This window comes from Sphingomonas sp. BT-65 (assembly GCF_026107375.2).
Taxonomy (GTDB): domain Bacteria; phylum Pseudomonadota; class Alphaproteobacteria; order Sphingomonadales; family Sphingomonadaceae; genus Sphingomonas.
In genome coordinates this window covers 2,075,448-2,089,596 of the sequence record NZ_JAPCIA010000001.1, presented here as the reverse complement: position 1 = coordinate 2,089,596, position 14,149 = coordinate 2,075,448, and the positions used below count along the sequence as shown (strand labels likewise).

At 65.9% G+C, this 14,149-nt stretch carries 17 protein-coding genes; 8 read left to right on the top strand and 9 right to left on the bottom strand.

All coding sequences use genetic code 11. From position 1 onward, the window contains the following. Nucleotides 1–167 precede the first annotated feature (167 nt). A complete protein-coding gene (locus OK349_RS09970; RefSeq protein WP_265117662.1) occupies nucleotides 168–1,088 on the top strand; it encodes a LysR family transcriptional regulator in 921 nt (306 codons plus the stop codon). Here the strand turns inward: OK349_RS09970 and OK349_RS09965 are convergent. Beyond that, nucleotides 1,081–2,001 (bottom strand): alpha/beta fold hydrolase, encoded by a 921-nt coding sequence (locus OK349_RS09965; RefSeq protein WP_265117661.1) that lies wholly within the window; start codon nucleotides 1,999–2,001, stop codon nucleotides 1,081–1,083. The genes OK349_RS09970 and OK349_RS09965 overlap by 8 nt on opposite strands. Nucleotides 2,002–2,060: 59 nt before the next feature. Further along, complete coding sequence (locus OK349_RS09960) at nucleotides 2,061–2,282, bottom strand: DUF2798 domain-containing protein (protein ID WP_265117660.1); 222 nt, start codon at nucleotides 2,280–2,282, stop codon at nucleotides 2,061–2,063. 207 nt (nucleotides 2,283–2,489) lie between these two features. On the opposite strand from OK349_RS09960, the gene OK349_RS09955 reads away from it, so the two are divergent. The 3 genes from OK349_RS09955 to OK349_RS09945 all read left to right on the top strand — a co-directional run bounded on the left by OK349_RS09955 (nucleotide 2,490) and on the right by OK349_RS09945 (nucleotide 4,239). After that, the gene (locus tag OK349_RS09955) at nucleotides 2,490–3,284 is read left to right on the top strand and encodes an SDR family NAD(P)-dependent oxidoreductase (RefSeq protein ID WP_265117659.1); all 795 of its coding nucleotides are present in this window, start codon (nucleotides 2,490–2,492) and stop codon (nucleotides 3,282–3,284) included. Between the two features lie 30 nt (nucleotides 3,285–3,314). Further along, on the top strand, nucleotides 3,315–3,725 hold the full coding sequence (locus OK349_RS09950; protein ID WP_265117658.1) for an organic hydroperoxide resistance protein: 411 nt from the start codon (nucleotides 3,315–3,317) through the stop codon (nucleotides 3,723–3,725). Between the two features lie 67 nt (nucleotides 3,726–3,792). Then, on the top strand, nucleotides 3,793–4,239 hold the full coding sequence (locus OK349_RS09945; protein WP_265117657.1) for a DUF6130 family protein: 447 nt from the start codon (nucleotides 3,793–3,795) through the stop codon (nucleotides 4,237–4,239). A gap of 196 nt (nucleotides 4,240–4,435) precedes the next feature. On the opposite strand, the gene msrB is transcribed toward OK349_RS09945, so the two are convergent. From msrB to OK349_RS09920, 5 genes are all read right to left on the bottom strand, one after another. Then, entirely contained in the window at nucleotides 4,436–4,939 is a 504-nt protein-coding gene (gene msrB / locus OK349_RS09940) for a peptide-methionine (R)-S-oxide reductase MsrB (protein WP_265117656.1), read from the bottom strand. Nucleotides 4,940–4,941: 2 nt separating this feature from the next. Beyond that, complete coding sequence (locus OK349_RS09935; protein ID WP_265117655.1) at nucleotides 4,942–5,361, bottom strand: cupin domain-containing protein; 420 nt, start codon at nucleotides 5,359–5,361, stop codon at nucleotides 4,942–4,944. A gap of 71 nt (nucleotides 5,362–5,432) precedes the next feature. Then, entirely contained in the window at nucleotides 5,433–6,665 is a 1,233-nt protein-coding gene (locus tag OK349_RS09930; RefSeq protein WP_265117654.1) for an epoxide hydrolase family protein, read from the bottom strand. 1,187 nt (nucleotides 6,666–7,852) lie between these two features. Next, nucleotides 7,853–9,193, bottom strand: coding sequence for an ATP-binding protein (locus OK349_RS09925; protein ID WP_265117653.1), 1,341 nt, complete (start codon nucleotides 9,191–9,193; stop codon nucleotides 7,853–7,855). Beyond that, the gene (locus tag OK349_RS09920) at nucleotides 9,190–9,906 is read right to left on the bottom strand and encodes a response regulator (RefSeq protein ID WP_265117652.1); all 717 of its coding nucleotides are present in this window, start codon (nucleotides 9,904–9,906) and stop codon (nucleotides 9,190–9,192) included. Before OK349_RS09920 ends, OK349_RS09925 begins: the two co-directional genes overlap by 4 nt. Nucleotides 9,907–10,063: 157 nt before the next feature. On the opposite strand from OK349_RS09920, the gene OK349_RS09915 reads away from it, so the two are divergent. From OK349_RS09915 to OK349_RS09900, 4 genes are all read left to right on the top strand, one after another. Beyond that, entirely contained in the window at nucleotides 10,064–10,546 is a 483-nt protein-coding gene (locus OK349_RS09915) for a hypothetical protein (protein WP_265117651.1), read from the top strand. Between the two features lie 74 nt (nucleotides 10,547–10,620). Beyond that, nucleotides 10,621–11,046 (top strand): EF-hand domain-containing protein, encoded by a 426-nt coding sequence (locus OK349_RS09910; RefSeq protein ID WP_265117650.1) that lies wholly within the window; start codon nucleotides 10,621–10,623, stop codon nucleotides 11,044–11,046. A 37-nt stretch (nucleotides 11,047–11,083) separates the two neighbouring features. Beyond that, nucleotides 11,084–11,875 carry a sterol desaturase family protein gene (locus tag OK349_RS09905; protein WP_265117649.1) on the top strand — a complete coding sequence of 264 codons (792 nt, stop codon included), beginning with the start codon at nucleotides 11,084–11,086 and terminating at the stop codon, nucleotides 11,873–11,875. After that, complete coding sequence (locus OK349_RS09900) at nucleotides 11,872–12,795, top strand: alpha/beta hydrolase family protein (protein WP_265117648.1); 924 nt, start codon at nucleotides 11,872–11,874, stop codon at nucleotides 12,793–12,795. The genes OK349_RS09905 and OK349_RS09900 overlap by 4 nt, the downstream gene beginning before the upstream one ends. A gap of 200 nt (nucleotides 12,796–12,995) precedes the next feature. On the opposite strand, the gene OK349_RS09895 is transcribed toward OK349_RS09900, so the two are convergent. Beyond that, nucleotides 12,996–13,499 (bottom strand): SRPBCC family protein, encoded by a 504-nt coding sequence (locus tag OK349_RS09895; RefSeq protein WP_265117647.1) that lies wholly within the window; start codon nucleotides 13,497–13,499, stop codon nucleotides 12,996–12,998. Next, nucleotides 13,483–13,839: an ArsR/SmtB family transcription factor gene (locus OK349_RS09890; protein ID WP_265117646.1), complete on the bottom strand. Its 357-nt coding sequence runs from the start codon at nucleotides 13,837–13,839 to the stop codon at nucleotides 13,483–13,485. Before OK349_RS09890 ends, OK349_RS09895 begins: the two co-directional genes overlap by 17 nt. Nucleotides 13,840–14,149: the final 310 nt, after the last annotated feature.

The following is a 14,149-nucleotide window of genomic DNA, read 5'->3' as shown; positions in this document are numbered from 1 at the left end:
GGCACATAGCTGCTGAACGGAAGAAGTGCCGCTACCTCTCTCCACACACCCGCGTCGCGGCTCACTCCGCTTCTTCATGGCCCCTTCACCCGAGGGTTTCTCTGTTCTCCTGGCAGCCATGAGGGTAAGTTTGCGGGCTCAAGGCAACCTTCTCACGGCGGTACCGAATGGATCGTCTCGACGCGATACGGGTCTTGCTGGCCGTAGTCGACGCCGGCAGCCTGTCGGCGGGCGGCCGCAAGCTGAACGCGCCGCTGCCCAGCGTCAGCCGCAAGGTTGCCGAGTTGGAACGCTATCTGGGCGCGAACCTGCTCATCCGCACCAGCCGCAACCTGCAGCTCACGGACGCTGGCCGGGATTTTGTCGAAGCAGCGCGGAACATCATGGCCGAGCTCGAAGAGGCCGAGCGGCGCGCGTCGGGCGAGTATCGCACGCCCCGCGGCACACTGACCATCACCATGCCGGTGGAGTTCGGGAACCGCTTCGTGCTGCCGATCGCACTCGACTTCATGGAGAAGCATCCTGAGGTCACGCTGAACCTCGTGTCCTCCGACCGCTCGCTGCACCTCGTGAACGAGCAGGTCGACGTCGCCATCCGGCTGGGCCCGCTCACCGACAGTTCGCTCTACGCGGTCAAGGCCGGCGAATTCCGCCTGCTGACCTGCGCCAGCCCTGCCTATCTGGACCGCCACGGCGTGCCGCAACATCCCGCGGAGCTCGCGGATCACTGCGGCGTGATCTTCAACAACGTCTCGTTCTTCTGGGCCTTCAACGTCGACGGCAAAATCGTCGAGCACGTTCCGCGGTGCCGGATCGAGGTCAACACCGCCGCTAACAGCGCGGCGGCGGCGATGCGGGGCGTGGGGATCGCGCGTCTGTTCGACTATCAGATCTTCGATGAGCTGGCGTCCGGCGCGCTGGTGCCGATCCTGCCGGGCTATGTGAGCGAGCCGCAGCCCATCCATCTCGTCTATCCCCGACAGGGCCTGCTCGCGCTAAAGGTCCGCGCCTTCATCGACTGGACCCTGCCGCGGCTGCGCGAGGCCTGCAGCGGCTATGCCGAGGTCCACGGCTTGTCCGCTATCTGAAGGCCGCCCGGATTTCGTCGATCGTCCGCGCCGGCGCCTGCAGATGGGGATAGTGACCGATCCCCGGCAGCAGCGTCAGCTGCGCACCGGTCCGGCGGGCAAACTCGGCGCCCATCTCCTTGTTGATGTAGAGATCCCTCTCGCCCCAGACGGCTTTCACCGGCGTCCTGAGCCGGGCCAGGTTCGCCTCGAGAGCGTTCTGATCCCGCGTGAAATGGGAATAATAATGATAGAAGGCGTCGGCCGTGGTCATCCCGCCCTGGTCCCAGCCCCGGGCCATATCCTCCCTGAATTCGGCCGAGACCTCGAACTGCGCTTCCTTCGGGAGCCCGCGCCGGAACGCGTTCTCCAGAATTTCCTCGCGGGTCCGGTTCATGTGCGCGCGGGTCTGCTCGGCCGAGGGCTTCACCTTCAGGCTCTGAAGGCTCGGATACATATGTTGCGGCCGGTCGAACGGCGCGAAATCGCCGACGATGATCGATTTCGCGATGCGAGGCTCGTCCAGCGCGAGCAGGAGAGCCGGGAGCGCGCCGATGTCCGTCGCATAGATGATCAGTGACGACCGCTCGATGCCGGCTTTCGCGATATAGGCCTTGAGGACGCGCGCATAATCGCGCGGCGCGTACGCGAAGCTGTCGACACGCGGCCGCGTCGACTGGCCATAACCCGGCCAGTCGAACGCATGGACTTCATAGTCCGGGCCCAGCGCCAGCGCGATGTCCTTCCAGGCGTAGAGCGTCTCCGGGAAGCCATGCAGGAACAGCACGGTGCCCTTGGCCTTCGAATTGGGCACGATCAGCCGTCTGAGCGTGATGTCCTTGTCGATCTCGATGAAGCCGATTTCGGCCCTAGGTTCAGACGCCGCAAGCGCGGGTGTCTGTCCTACGACCGGCGCAAGAGACAAAGCGAGCATGCCGGCGAGCAGCGTTCGGCGTGTGTGCGTGATCATGTCGCCATTCCTCTTTCGATAGCTCAACGGATGAAGCGCTCGATCTGCGCCTGCAGGCGCGGACCGAGGATGAGGATGGCGGGGATGACGATCACATAGCTGATTCCCCAGGAGCGCAGCCAGGTGCGTGCGAAGCCGTCCGCAAAGCCCAGATTGAGGGCGATGAGGGCGAACGAGATGATCCCCGTCGTCACGACCCCCATGGCGAGGGCGAAGGCGATCTTGCGTTTGAGATGCGTGGTCATGATGGTCTCCGGTCCGGCGCGATCGGCGCCTCAAGCCGCCAACTGCGCCATCGCCGGCACGGCCGGTAGATCATGATCCTGAGAGGCTGGTTCTCGATTCCGCCGTCTGCCGGACCGCCGGCGCGCGACATAGATCATCGCCAGTCGCAGGCCGCCAGCTCCCGGACGAGCCAAGCCTGCCGCCACGACAGCCTGAAAGGAAAAGCCATGCAACAGTCACTGGGTAGCGCCGTCGTCACCGGCGCATCGAACGGGATCGGCGCCATCTATGCCGATCGCCTGGCACGCCAGGGTTACGACCTCATCCTCGTCGCACGCAGCGGCGATCGTCTGGAGCGCGTCGCCGCCGTCATCCGCAAGCAGATCGGCCGCACGGTCGAGACCGTCGTCGCCGACCTGACCGCTCCCGCCGACCTGGACCAGGTCACGGCGCTGGTCGCACAGGATCCGCGGATCACCATGCTGGTCAACAATGCCGGCGTCGGCGCGACCGCGCCGCTGCTCCATTCGGACGTCAAGGCGATGAGCGCGATGATCGCGCTCAATGTCGAGGCGCTGATGCGTCTGACCTATGCCGCAGTCCCCGCCTTCGTCGCGCGGGACAGGGGAACGATCGTCAACATCGCGTCGATCGTCGCGATCACGCCGGAGACGCTGAACGGGGTCTACGGAGCGACCAAGGCGTTCGTGCTCGCGCTCAGCCAGAGCCTGCGGCACGAACTGGCCGGCAGCAACGTCCATGTGCAGGTCGTCCTGCCCGGCGCTACCGCCACCGATTTCTGGGACACCGCCGGAACGCCGGTCGATCATCTCCCCACGGAGATCGTCATGCCGGCGCAGGCGCTGGTCGACGCCGCGCTGCTCGGCCTGTCCCGCCACGAGTTCGTCACCATCCCCAGCCTGCACGATGCCGGCCAATGGGATGCCTACGAAGCAGCCCGGCTCGCTATGGCCGGCGATCTCTCAACCAGCAGTCCGGCGCCCCGCTACCTGGCCGCCTGACTCCAATCCAAAAAAACCAAGGAACATCAAATGTCTACGAAGATCATCTATACCGGAAAGACCCACACCACCGGCGGCCGCGACGGCGCGTCGCGCAGCTCCGACGGACTGCTCGACATCCAGCTCTCGCCGCCGGGCTCGACCGGCTCCGGCACCAATCCCGAGCAGCTTTTCGCCGCCGGCTGGTCCGCTTGCTTCCTCGGCGCAGTCGGTCGCGCGGCCATGGAGCGCGAGCTTCGCCTTCCCGCCGGCGCTGCCGTCGATGCCGAGATCGACCTCGCTTTGGGCGATGACGGCTATTTCCTGCGCGCGCGCCTCAATGTGAGCCTGCCGGGGATTGAACCGGAGTTTGCGACCACGCTCATCGAGCGTGCGCATCAGCTCTGCCCTTATTCCAAGGCAACGCGCGGCAATATCGAGGTCGCGCTCAACGTCGCCTGAAACCCAGTCCCGCCGTGACGCGTGCCGCCTGGCACCGGCCGGCGCGGACACCCAAGGAGATCAACCCATGAACCGGACCTTCAAGACCATCGGCGTGATCGCCACCGCGTTTCTCGCCGCGACGAGCGCCGTGGCGCAAACCGGTCCAGCCTCGCAGTTCATCCCCATCCCCAACGAACCCGAGGCGAAGCTGTTCGTCGAGCAGCCGCTTGCCGGACCGCTCGCGTCCCGCGCCACGGTGATCATCCCCTATCGCACCGAAAATTTCAGGATCCTTCCGATCTTCGGTCCAGGAGCGAGCGAGGTGTCGCCGCGCGCCGGCCACCTCCACGTCACGGTTAACAACCTGCCGTGGCACTGGGCGGATGCCGGCAATACGGGTGCCATCGTGCTGGCGGGCCTGCCTGCAGGCCAGCACAGTGTGCTGATCGAGATCGCAACGCCCGAGCATCGGGTGATCAGCGGCAGGACCGTGTCGTTCACCGTGCCGGAAATCCGCCCCGCGCGTCATTGAGGTGCTCCACCAGGCGGCCTTCGCCTGGAAGGTCGCCGGCCGGCGGCTCCAGGATGGAATGAATCACGACCAAGCGTCTCGACTATGATCGAATCGCGCCCTCAGGCGGCGAGATTTCTCGAAGCGGCTGGTTGAGGCCACACCCACGGCGGAGCCCCGCAGGTAAGCGAGGGACGGAAAGTGGTCGTGCGACGCGTCAGGCCAGTTCGTTTCCCTCGCGACGCCATATTTCGCCCTCCGGGACGCCGCGTCCCAACTTGTCGGGCAGTGGTTCGCCGGCAGAGGTGAAGGCGAGGCTCACCGAGTTAATGCAGTAGCGCTCGCCGGTCGGCGGCGGACCGTCCGGAAAGACGTGACCCTGGTGTGCGCCACAGCGACTGCAGACGATCTCGGTGCGGATCATGCCGTCGCTGGTGTCGCGGATGTATGCGAGGTGGCCGGGGGCGAACGGCCGGGTGAAGCTCGGCCAACCGGTACCGCTTTCGAACTTTGCACCGCCGTGGAACAATGGGAGCCCGCACAGCCGGCAGGTGTAGGTGCCCGGCCGCTTCTCGTCGAGAAAGACGCCACAGAACGGCGCCTCCGTGCCATGCTCGAGCAGGACGTGACGTTCATCTTCATCGAGGTCGGCTGCCAGCCGCGCGAACTCTTCCTCGGTCGGCGGGGTGAGATCGAACTCGTGCGTCGCGGTTTCGTTCATGGTCAGGGTCCTTCAGGCGCCGAGGGGGCAAACTCGACCAGCGGCTTACCCTTTTCCACCACATAGGTGGCGAGTTCGCTGCCCCGTGTCGTGCCGACGTTCCGCGCCGAATGGAACGCGCCCGCAGGGACGAACAGGACGTCGCCAGCCGCGAGCGTGACGGGCGGTCGGCCTTTGAGCTGGTATTCGAGCTTGCCCTCGAGCACGTAGATGATCTCCTCGCCGGGATGGCGGTGCGCCGGAAAGCTCGCACCCGGCGCAAAATCGATGCGGGCCTGGATCGTCTCCCAGCCGGGAATGGCCAAGTCGTGGCGCTGGAGGTCGGTGCGGGTAGAGCCCGGCGGACGCGGAGGCGGCGTTTGCGCCGACAAGGCCATGGTGCTGGTGATCAGCGCGGTCGCGATGAGATATTTGATGCGCATATCGGGTCTCCCCTTGGGGTTGCAGGAGCGCGGGCGGCGCCCGGTGGCGACGCCCGCGCGGCCTGGCGCATTCAGCGGATCGAGCGGAAGCCGGCCCGCATCTCCTCCACCAGATCGTCCGGCTGCTCGAAGGCGGCGAAATGCCCGCCCTTGGGAAGGCGATTATAGTGGATGAGCTTGGGATAGGCCCGTTCCGCCCAGCTTCGTGGCGCTTGGTTGAGCTCATCGGGGAAGGCGCTCACCGCGATCGGCGCCGTGACCCCGATCGGTTCGAAGAAGCGAACGTTGTTGCGCTCGATGCCGAAGCCCGGCGAGGTGCGCGGCAGCGCCTCCCAATAGAGCCGTGCGCCGGAAATGGCGGTGTTGGTCAGCCAGGTAATCGTGATGTTGTCGAGCACGTCGTCGCGCGTCATCCCCTCCGCCACGCCGTCGAACGCGCGCGCGATCATCCGGTAGCTCGCGATGTCGTGATCGAGGAACCATGCGGCGAGCCCGACCGGTGAATCCGCGATGCCGTACAGCGTCTGCGGGCGCTGCCCCATCTGGTTCGCATAGGCGAGACCATGAGTGAAGAAGAGCTCGAGCCGCTCATAGGCCCAGCGCTCATCGTCCGTAAGACCGGCCGGCGGACCCTCGCCCGCGCGCAGCGCATCGAAGATCTCCGGCGGTGCCGTGGAGGCCATGTTGGTGTGGATCGCGAGAAGCTCCGGGGGTGCGATAGCACCCAGAATCTCGGTCATCAGCGCACCCCAGTCGCCGCCTTGCGCTACGAATCGAGTATATCCGAGCCGCTGCATCAGGGTGAGCCAGGCATTGGCGATCCGCGGCGGATTCCAGCCCGCCTCGGTCGGACGGGCCGAGAAGCCGTAGCCCGGCATCGACGGGATGACCACGTGGAACGCGTCCGCCTCGGTTCCGCCATGCGCAGTGGGATCGGTGAGCGGGCCGATGATCTTGAGCTGCTCGACGATAGAGCCTGGCCAGCCATGGGTGATGATGACGGGCAGCGCGTCGGGGTGCTTCGATTTCACATGGATGAAGTGGATGTCGAGCCCGTCGATTTCAGTGACGAAATTGGGCAGGGCGTTGAGTCGGGCCTCGCATTTTCGCCAGTCATAGTCGGTGGCCCAATAGGCTGCGAGCTTCTCCATCGTGGCGAGCTGTACGCCCTGCGTGTCGTCCGGAACCGTCTCCCGGTCGGGCCAGCGTGTCGCCAAAATCCGGCGCTTGAGGTCGGCTAGATCGTCGTCGGAGGCGTGAAATTCGAAGGGCCGGACGGGCGCTTCGCCAGCTTCGGGCAGCATGAAGGTCTCTTGACCATCGGCTTTTCCGGGCGATGATTCCTGCCCGAGGGGCGTTGGCTGGCTCGCCGGCGCAAGCTCCGGCTGTGGTGGTACGGTGGTTTCTGGCTGGGTCATGGTCGCCTCCTCGTCCGGAGGCGTGCACCGCCCACGAACGACAAGAGAATCCGGCCGACAGGGCCGGCGCCGAGGTCTCGCGAGGGGGTCAAATGCGATTGAAACGGTCGGTCGCAAATTCGACTCGGTCCGAGACAGCCGAATGTAGCATTCATCAGACGGCCAGCCCTAGGACCAAATAGGGCTTCGTGCGGCAGGTCGGGGAAGGTCGACTGGGTTGATAACGGTCATTTCCCGGTACCTGAACATATGGCAGCTTTGGGGTATCGCCCGGCACGCGCTGTATGACTGGAACTGGGGCCCAAAACAGCCACTGCCCGTTCGTCCGCAGGTGTTGAGGCGCATCCGTAACGAATGATCGTTCTTCGAGATGATTGAGGGACGAGGCGCGACCGGATTTGGCTTGGCTTAGAGTAGAGGGTCCATGGTCGGCGCTTAGCCGAATGGCCGAAGCTGGCCTTTTCACGCCTATCGAGGCCCATCAAAGCCCATTGGGCCATTCCATTTTCACGGCTTATGTGGACTCTGAGGGCTGTCCGGAACGGCCGTCGCCGACCGGCGGAAGCCTTATGAAGCGAACGCGACACTGCCGACCTCCGACTGATCCCGGACGGCTGGCAACCCGGTTTGAGTCGTGGATCAGCGCGGATTGAAGCGGACCAATGCGATCCAAAATCGGCCGAGACCACCACACAAACTATTGAATTAATAGCCGAAATCAGCGAATTTGTGGAGACCGGTCAGTCGGTTAAAAAAGCGGGGTTCGAATCCCTCCCGCTCCGCCAGACACCGCCGTGCGCTGCCGTGTCATACTCACAGTCTGCAGCGAATACGCTGGCGTAGTAGATGCGACGGCCGTTGAATTGTTAGCGACCTTGCCTCACGTGCAGTCATGGCGGTTTGGCGCCCAATTTTCGCCGCTCAGTCACTTCCTGCCGACGCTCGGAAGCGGATGTTCCCCATGTCACGACAGCTTCAAGGAACAGTTCGTTGACAGCTGGTCCGAGCGAAATCGGCGGTGGCTATCCAGGGTCCGGGAGGGATATTTCCAGCATCATAGCGCTCTCGTGCCATCAGCCGTCGACGCGAGGATAGCGGACCGTCACGCGCAGTCCTGCCGGCGCTCCTTGGGCGAAGATGACCTCCGCACGATCACGGCCGGCAAGCGCCCGCACGATCGCGAGCCCGAGGCCCGCGCCCCCCGTCTCGCGACTGCGGGAGGGGTCGAAGCGTTGAAAGGGTATCCCGAGGCTGGCCAGCGCGTCGGCCGGAACGCCTGGCCCGTCATCCTCGACGATGATGTCGACCGTCTCGCCGGCCGCATTTGCCGAGACCGCCACCGCGTTGCCGTGACGGAGCCCGTTTGCGATGAGGTTGTCGAGGACGCGGCGCAGCGAGAGCGGCGTGGCGGCGATCGCTAGATTGTCGGGCACGGGCGCCAACGTCACGGTTTCGCCGAGTTCGCGATGCGCGTCGACGATCTCGGCAAGCACGTGCGCGACTCCCACGCGCTCGGGATGGCTCGGCGGGGCGGAGTCGCGGTCCGCCAGCAGCAGCGTATCGTTGATGAGGGCGGTCATCTCGTCGAGATCACGCACGGCCCGGGTGCGGTGGTCGGGATCGTCGATGAACTCCGCACGCAACCGCAGCCGCGTCAAATAGGTCCGGAGGTCATGCGCGATCGCCGCGAGCACGCGCGTCCGTTCGCCGATCAGCGCGCGGATCTGCGCCTTCATATCGTTGAACGCCGCGGCGAGCTCACGCACCTCGCGCGGCCCGCCGACCGGGAGATCCGGCGTGTCGAGATTGCCGGCGAACCGCCGCACGCCGCGCGAGAGTTGGCTGAGCGGGCGCGTGGTCTGGCGCACCGCCAGCATGAGGGCGGCGAGCAGCACCAGTCCGCCCAGCGCGCCGATCACCGCGCGGCCTTGCAGATAGGCGCGCGCCGAGTCCGAAGGCTGGCTGGTGATCAGCAGCACGCCGCCTGCGTTCAGGCCGATCGCTACGCGGATCGGCGCGAAAAACCGCGCGGGCCGTGCTGCGGAGCCGATCCAGCGCCCGAGCCGCGGCCGCCGTCCGTCCACGTTCACCCGGCGGCCAGGCATCGCCGCGCCATAGCTATCCTCGAGATCCTGCAGGTCGTCTGAGCGGCGCCCTGGCATTGGCGATGCTGGAACGAGTTTGATCGAGTAAAGCGCGCCGTCGAGTGCCTCCACCAGCCCCGCGCGCTCGCCTTCAGGCGCCCGGTCGAGCGCGTTCGCGATTGCTGCCGCCTCTTCGGGCCGCGGGAGGTTGTAGGGCCGGCGCGCGTCGTCGGACGAAGGCAGGACGACGGCGAGCAGGAGTTGAAGCGCAATGAACCCGACCAGCAAGATGGCGGCGAGGCGCAGCGACAGGTTCGATCCGATCGTCATGCCCGCTCCACTGCCAGCGTGAACTGATAGCCGCCGCCGCGCACGGTCTTGATGATCGCCGCGCCGCCGGGCGCCGCTGCGAGCTTGCGGCGCAGGCGGCTGAGCTGGACGTCGACCGCGCGATCGAACGGCCCGACGCTGCGGCCACGCGTCCAGTCGAGGAGCTGGTCGCGGTTGAGCACACGCTGCGGATGGGTGACGAAGCACAGCAGCAGGTCGAACTCGCCTCCGGTAAGCTCCACGTCGTTCCCGTTGGGACAAGCGACCGCGCGCGCGCCGACATCGAGCGACCAGCCCCCGAAGCGATAGCGTTCGTTGGCGATCGCCGGGACGGCGCGGTGCTGGTCGCGCGTCCGCCGCAGGATCGCGCGCACCCGCGCCACCAACTCGCGCGGATTGAACGGCTTGGGGAGATAGTCGTCGGCGCCGACTTCCAGGCCGACGATACGGTCGATGTCGTCGCCCTTGGCGGTCACCATCAATACCGGCATGTCTCCGGTGGCGCGCAACCGGCGGCAGAGCGAGAGCCCATCCTCGCCCGGCAGCATGATGTCGAGTATGGCGAGATCGATCCGCCGCCGTTCGTTGAGCTGGTCGAACTCGCCCGCGCTGCGGCAGCCGACTGCCTCGAAACCCTCGCGAGTGAGCAGGTCGACGACAAGCGCGCGAATTTCCCGGTCGTCCTCGACCACGGCGATGCAACTGGTTTCCATGACGCCCAAATAGCGCCTGCATCGCGCGCGGCGAAGAGCGGCTGCGCCCCAGTTACACTCTGTTACGCTTCGTCACCTGCCCGACGCAGCCCAATTACGATTGGCCTCCATAAGCCCGATGCGGCGGACGAACCGTCGCCCGTGCAAGGAGTGAGACATGTACAAGATGATTTTGAGCCTCGCCGCGCTCACCGCCGGCATGGCGGCGACCGCGGTCCCCGCCGAAGCGCAGGTGCGCCGCGGCCACAGCGTGAGCGTGCAGGGCGCGCGCGGCCACGGCTTCACGCAGTGGCGCTCGGCGTCGCGCCAGCGCGGCTCCGCGACGATCAGCCGCGGCCTGCAGACCAACAATGGGCGCGGCTATCAGGCCTCGCGCAGCCGCAACTATGGCCCCGGCTATTATTCGAGCGACCGCAGCGTCCAGGCGAACAATGGCCGCGGCGTGACCAACTCGCGCGATGCGACCTGGGGCAATGGCGCATACAATGGCAGCCATACCATCGCCGCCAATGACGGCCGGACCCGCAACCGCACCACCAGTGCGACCAACAATGGCGACGGCACCGCGAGCTACAACAGCACGCTCACCCGCGCGAACGGAAGCTCGCGCACCGTCTCGGGCATGGTGCCGCGGCCCTGATCTCCCCCGCGGCCGCGCTCCAGGCCCCCTCTCGTCCACGGGGCGCGGCCGCACCCCAAGTCAAAGGAAGCATGATGAAGAAGATGATCCTCGCCGCCGCAGCGTTGCTCGCCGCGCCGGCCGCCTTCGCCCAGTCGCAGGGCGACGGCATGAAGCTGCTCACCGGCGCCGACGCCAATCGCGACGGTGTCGTCACGCGCGACGAATATGCCCGCGCGCGCGCCGCCAATTTCGCCCGTATGGACCGCAACAAGGACGGCGCGGTGAGCAAGTCCGACTTCAAGCGGCTCGCCCGCTTCAAGCCCGACGCCGCCAGTCGCCTCGATACGCTGATCGCCGCGATGGACGCCAACAAGGACGGCAAGGCGACCCGTGCCGAGTTCGAGGCGGCGCCGATGCCGCTGTTCGACCGCGCCGACGCCAATGGCGATGGGCGGATCGACGCCAACGAGATGGCCGCGGCCAAGTCGCGCATCGAAGCGATGAAGCAGCGGCGTTGAGATGGAAGCCGGGCGTTCCCCGCTATGGCTTGCGACGATGCTCGCGCTGGTGCTGGCCGAAGCCGCCTGGCGCCTTGCGCGGGGCCGCGGCTATGATGGCCGCGCAGCGCTGACCACGCTGGGGCTGGTGCTCGGCAACCTGCCCTTCGCGGCGATGAATGCTGCGGTGCTGAGCCTGGTGTTCGGCGCGGTCTGGGCGGCGGCCCCGGTCCACTGGCCGGCGGACCATTGGGTGACCTGGGCCGGCGGGTTCCTCGCGGTCGAGTTCGCCTATTACTGGTTCCACCGCGCCAGTCACCGGATACGCTGGCTCTGGGCCTCGCATTCCGTGCATCATTCCGCCGAGCAGATGACTCTCCTGGCCTCACTCCGGCTCGGCTGGACCAATCTCCTTTCCGCGGGCTGGGTGTTCTACGTGCCCCTGATCTTCGCGGGATTGCCGCCGTTCGTGCTGGTCGCATTGCTGGCGCTCAACCTGCGCTATCAGTTCTTCCTCCACACCGAAGCCGTAGGGAGGCTCGGGCCGATCGAATGGGTGTTCAACACGCCCGCGCACCACCGGCTGCACCACGCCTCGAACGACGCCTATGTCGACAAGAACTATGGCGGCGTGCTGATCCTGTTCGACCGGCTGTTCGGCACCCTGGCGCACGAACAGGCCGACGAGCCGATCCGCTACGGGCTCGCGCATCGCCCGGCGACCGCCAATCCGATCCGGCTCGCGTTTCGCGAGTGGGCGATGATGCTCGGCGAGGCCCGTGGCGCGCAGGGATGGCGCGCGAAAGCGCATGCGCTGTTCGCGATGCCGCGAATGAAGGAAAGACCATGATCAAGACGATGTTCCTTGCTGCCATGCTGGCGGCACCGGCGGTTGCGCATGCGGCGCCCGCCGATGCCGTCACCACCTGCGACGCCGAGTGGCGCGATGATGCGCGCGGCCGCGATGTGCCGATGCGTATCCGCATGCCCGCCGGCACCGGCAAGGCGCCGGTGATCCTGTTCAGCCACGGCCTGGGCGGTTCGCTCGACGGCGGCACCAACTGGGCAGTGGCCTGGGCGAAGGCCGGCTTCATCGTCGTCAATCTCCAGCATCCGGGCAGCGACCGCTCGATCCTCGGCCAGGGGCGCATCGGTGCAGCGATGGCACCCGCGCAGCTCGTCGCGCGTGTCGATGACGTGCATTTCGTGCTCGACGAACTCGGCCGGCGTCCGCGCGAGGGCGTGTGCGATCTGCGCCGGGTCGACCTCGCCCATGTCGGCATGTCCGGACACAGCTTCGGCGCCCACACCACTCAGGCGATCGCTGGCCAGCGCTTCCCGGTGGCCGGGATTGCGGCCGATCCGCGCGTCAAGGCGGCGGTCGCGTTCAGTCCCTCGCCGCCGATGCGGGGATCCGACGCCGCAGCGTTCGGCGGAATCGCCATCCCGTTCTTGTCGATCACCGGAACCGAAGATGCCGCGCGGGTCACGCCGAGCATCACGCCCAAAGACCGGGAGCGTCCGTTCCGGGCGATGCCGGCGGGCGGGAAATATCTGCTGGTGATCGAGGGTGCCAATCACATGATGTTCAATGCCCAGGACGGGCTGCGGGGGCCGGCTTCAACCGCCACGCCCCACATCCGCGCTACCGTGATCGCAGCGACCACCCTGTTCTGGCGCGCGACGCTCCTCGGCGATGCGGCCGCCCTCTCCGAGCTTGCGCAGTTCGGCGCGACCCTGCCGTCAGGGGATCGCTTCGAGCATCGCTGAGCCGGCGCTTGAGCCTCCCTCGCATCCGGGCGCGGCTATGGAAGTCGAACGGGATATCTCAGGCCGGCTTTGCGATCATCTAGCGACTGTGATGCGCGAAGGAGAGCAGGAGCGCGATCGAGATCAGCTAGCTCCGGCTGGAAAGGCGGGGGGCGCTTCTCGCGAGCAGACGTTCCCCCCGAGGCGAGTTTTCCCCCGCGCTACTCCCCTATGCTGGAAAGCAATTCGTCGAGCTGCTCCAGCTGCTCCGGCAATCCGGCCGCCGAGCCCTGTAGGGCTTCCTCGAGCGCCTCCCTGGACGGATAGACTTCGTGGAAATTCAGCAGCGTCTTCCCGTCCTGGTCCTCGAAGGTCACGGTCGTGACCGCGCCCTCTTCGCCCTCGTCGTTGGTCCAGACGATGCGCTCGTTCGGCACCACCTCGAGATACTTGCCGTAGAAGGCCATGGTGTCCGGACCGCCGGCGCTGAATTCCAGCCGATATTTGCCGCCGGTACGGACGTCCATATCGCACGATACGAGCGAAACGCCGGATAGTGATTTCGGCATCCACCAGCGCTGGAACAGCTCGGACTGGCTCCACGCCCTGTAAACAATGCTCGGCGGCGCATCGAATGTCCGCGTTACGACGAGTTCGCGATCCCCTCTGCGCTCGACTGACGTGCGGTTCTGCGCACCACCTGCACTGCTAACTTGCTGATCCATCGCTTCCCTCCTGTTTCATTTCGCTGATGATCTCGTCCAATGCATCGAAGCGGTCCTCGAACAGCTTGCGATGCGCCTCGATCCACTCGGCCTCCGCCTTGAGGCCGCGTTTCCCAAGCTTGCAGCTTCTCACCCGTCCGACCTTCTGCGTGACAACGAGCCCCGCCCGCTCGAGAACCTGGACGTGCTTCTTCATGCCGGTCAGCGTCATCTGGAACTTGTCCGCGAGACTGGTGATCGACGCGTCCCCCCGCCCAAGCTGATCGATGATCCCGCGGCGGGTCGCATCGGACAGCGCCGCAAACGAGAGATCGAGGGGAGGGCTTAAATACTGAACCATATGGTTCAGTGTCTACCCTGCTCGCGCTGGAAGCGCAAGCGTCCCGAACTTTCTGTGCCGTAGATGCATATCGAACTCGGCGCCGGTTTCCTTGGGGCTGCTGTCGAGGCGCCTGTGCATCCGCGAAGTTGCGCGGAAAGATAATATTTAATTTCTCTGAGCACCGTTCGGGAATAACGCAATATTATCAGTACTAAGGCTATCGTGAAGGGAAATTAACGCATTTCCCTACGTACAGAGTCACTTTTCAAGCCCTAATAGATATGATTTAAACGCGGCGGGCAGTCGCGTATCGTAACACGCGAGCGCG

Excerpts from the sequence above, each read along its gene's own strand:
- OK349_RS09970 (WP_265117662.1), top strand. The coding sequence starts at position 168 with ATGGATCGTCTCGACGCGATACGGGTCTTGCTGGCCGTAGTCGACGCC.
- OK349_RS09965 (WP_265117661.1), bottom strand. The coding sequence starts at position 2,001 with ATGCTCGCTTTGTCTCTTGCGCCGGTCGTAGGACAGACACCCGCGCTT.
- OK349_RS09960 (WP_265117660.1), bottom strand. The coding sequence starts at position 2,282 with ATGACCACGCATCTCAAACGCAAGATCGCCTTCGCCCTCGCCATGGGG.
- OK349_RS09955 (WP_265117659.1), top strand. The coding sequence starts at position 2,490 with ATGCAACAGTCACTGGGTAGCGCCGTCGTCACCGGCGCATCGAACGGG.
- OK349_RS09950 (WP_265117658.1), top strand. The coding sequence starts at position 3,315 with ATGTCTACGAAGATCATCTATACCGGAAAGACCCACACCACCGGCGGC.
- OK349_RS09945 (WP_265117657.1), top strand. The coding sequence starts at position 3,793 with ATGAACCGGACCTTCAAGACCATCGGCGTGATCGCCACCGCGTTTCTC.
- msrB (WP_265117656.1), bottom strand. The coding sequence starts at position 4,939 with ATGAACGAAACCGCGACGCACGAGTTCGATCTCACCCCGCCGACCGAG.
- OK349_RS09935 (WP_265117655.1), bottom strand. The coding sequence starts at position 5,361 with ATGCGCATCAAATATCTCATCGCGACCGCGCTGATCACCAGCACCATG.
- OK349_RS09930 (WP_265117654.1), bottom strand. The coding sequence starts at position 6,665 with ATGCTGCCCGAAGCTGGCGAAGCGCCCGTCCGGCCCTTCGAATTTCAC.
- OK349_RS09925 (WP_265117653.1), bottom strand. The coding sequence starts at position 9,193 with ATGACGATCGGATCGAACCTGTCGCTGCGCCTCGCCGCCATCTTGCTG.
- OK349_RS09920 (WP_265117652.1), bottom strand. The coding sequence starts at position 9,906 with ATGGAAACCAGTTGCATCGCCGTGGTCGAGGACGACCGGGAAATTCGC.
- OK349_RS09915 (WP_265117651.1), top strand. The coding sequence starts at position 10,064 with ATGTACAAGATGATTTTGAGCCTCGCCGCGCTCACCGCCGGCATGGCG.
- OK349_RS09910 (WP_265117650.1), top strand. The coding sequence starts at position 10,621 with ATGAAGAAGATGATCCTCGCCGCCGCAGCGTTGCTCGCCGCGCCGGCC.
- OK349_RS09905 (WP_265117649.1), top strand. The coding sequence starts at position 11,084 with ATGCTCGCGCTGGTGCTGGCCGAAGCCGCCTGGCGCCTTGCGCGGGGC.
- OK349_RS09900 (WP_265117648.1), top strand. The coding sequence starts at position 11,872 with ATGATCAAGACGATGTTCCTTGCTGCCATGCTGGCGGCACCGGCGGTT.
- OK349_RS09895 (WP_265117647.1), bottom strand. The coding sequence starts at position 13,499 with ATGGATCAGCAAGTTAGCAGTGCAGGTGGTGCGCAGAACCGCACGTCA.
- OK349_RS09890 (WP_265117646.1), bottom strand. The coding sequence starts at position 13,839 with ATGGTTCAGTATTTAAGCCCTCCCCTCGATCTCTCGTTTGCGGCGCTG.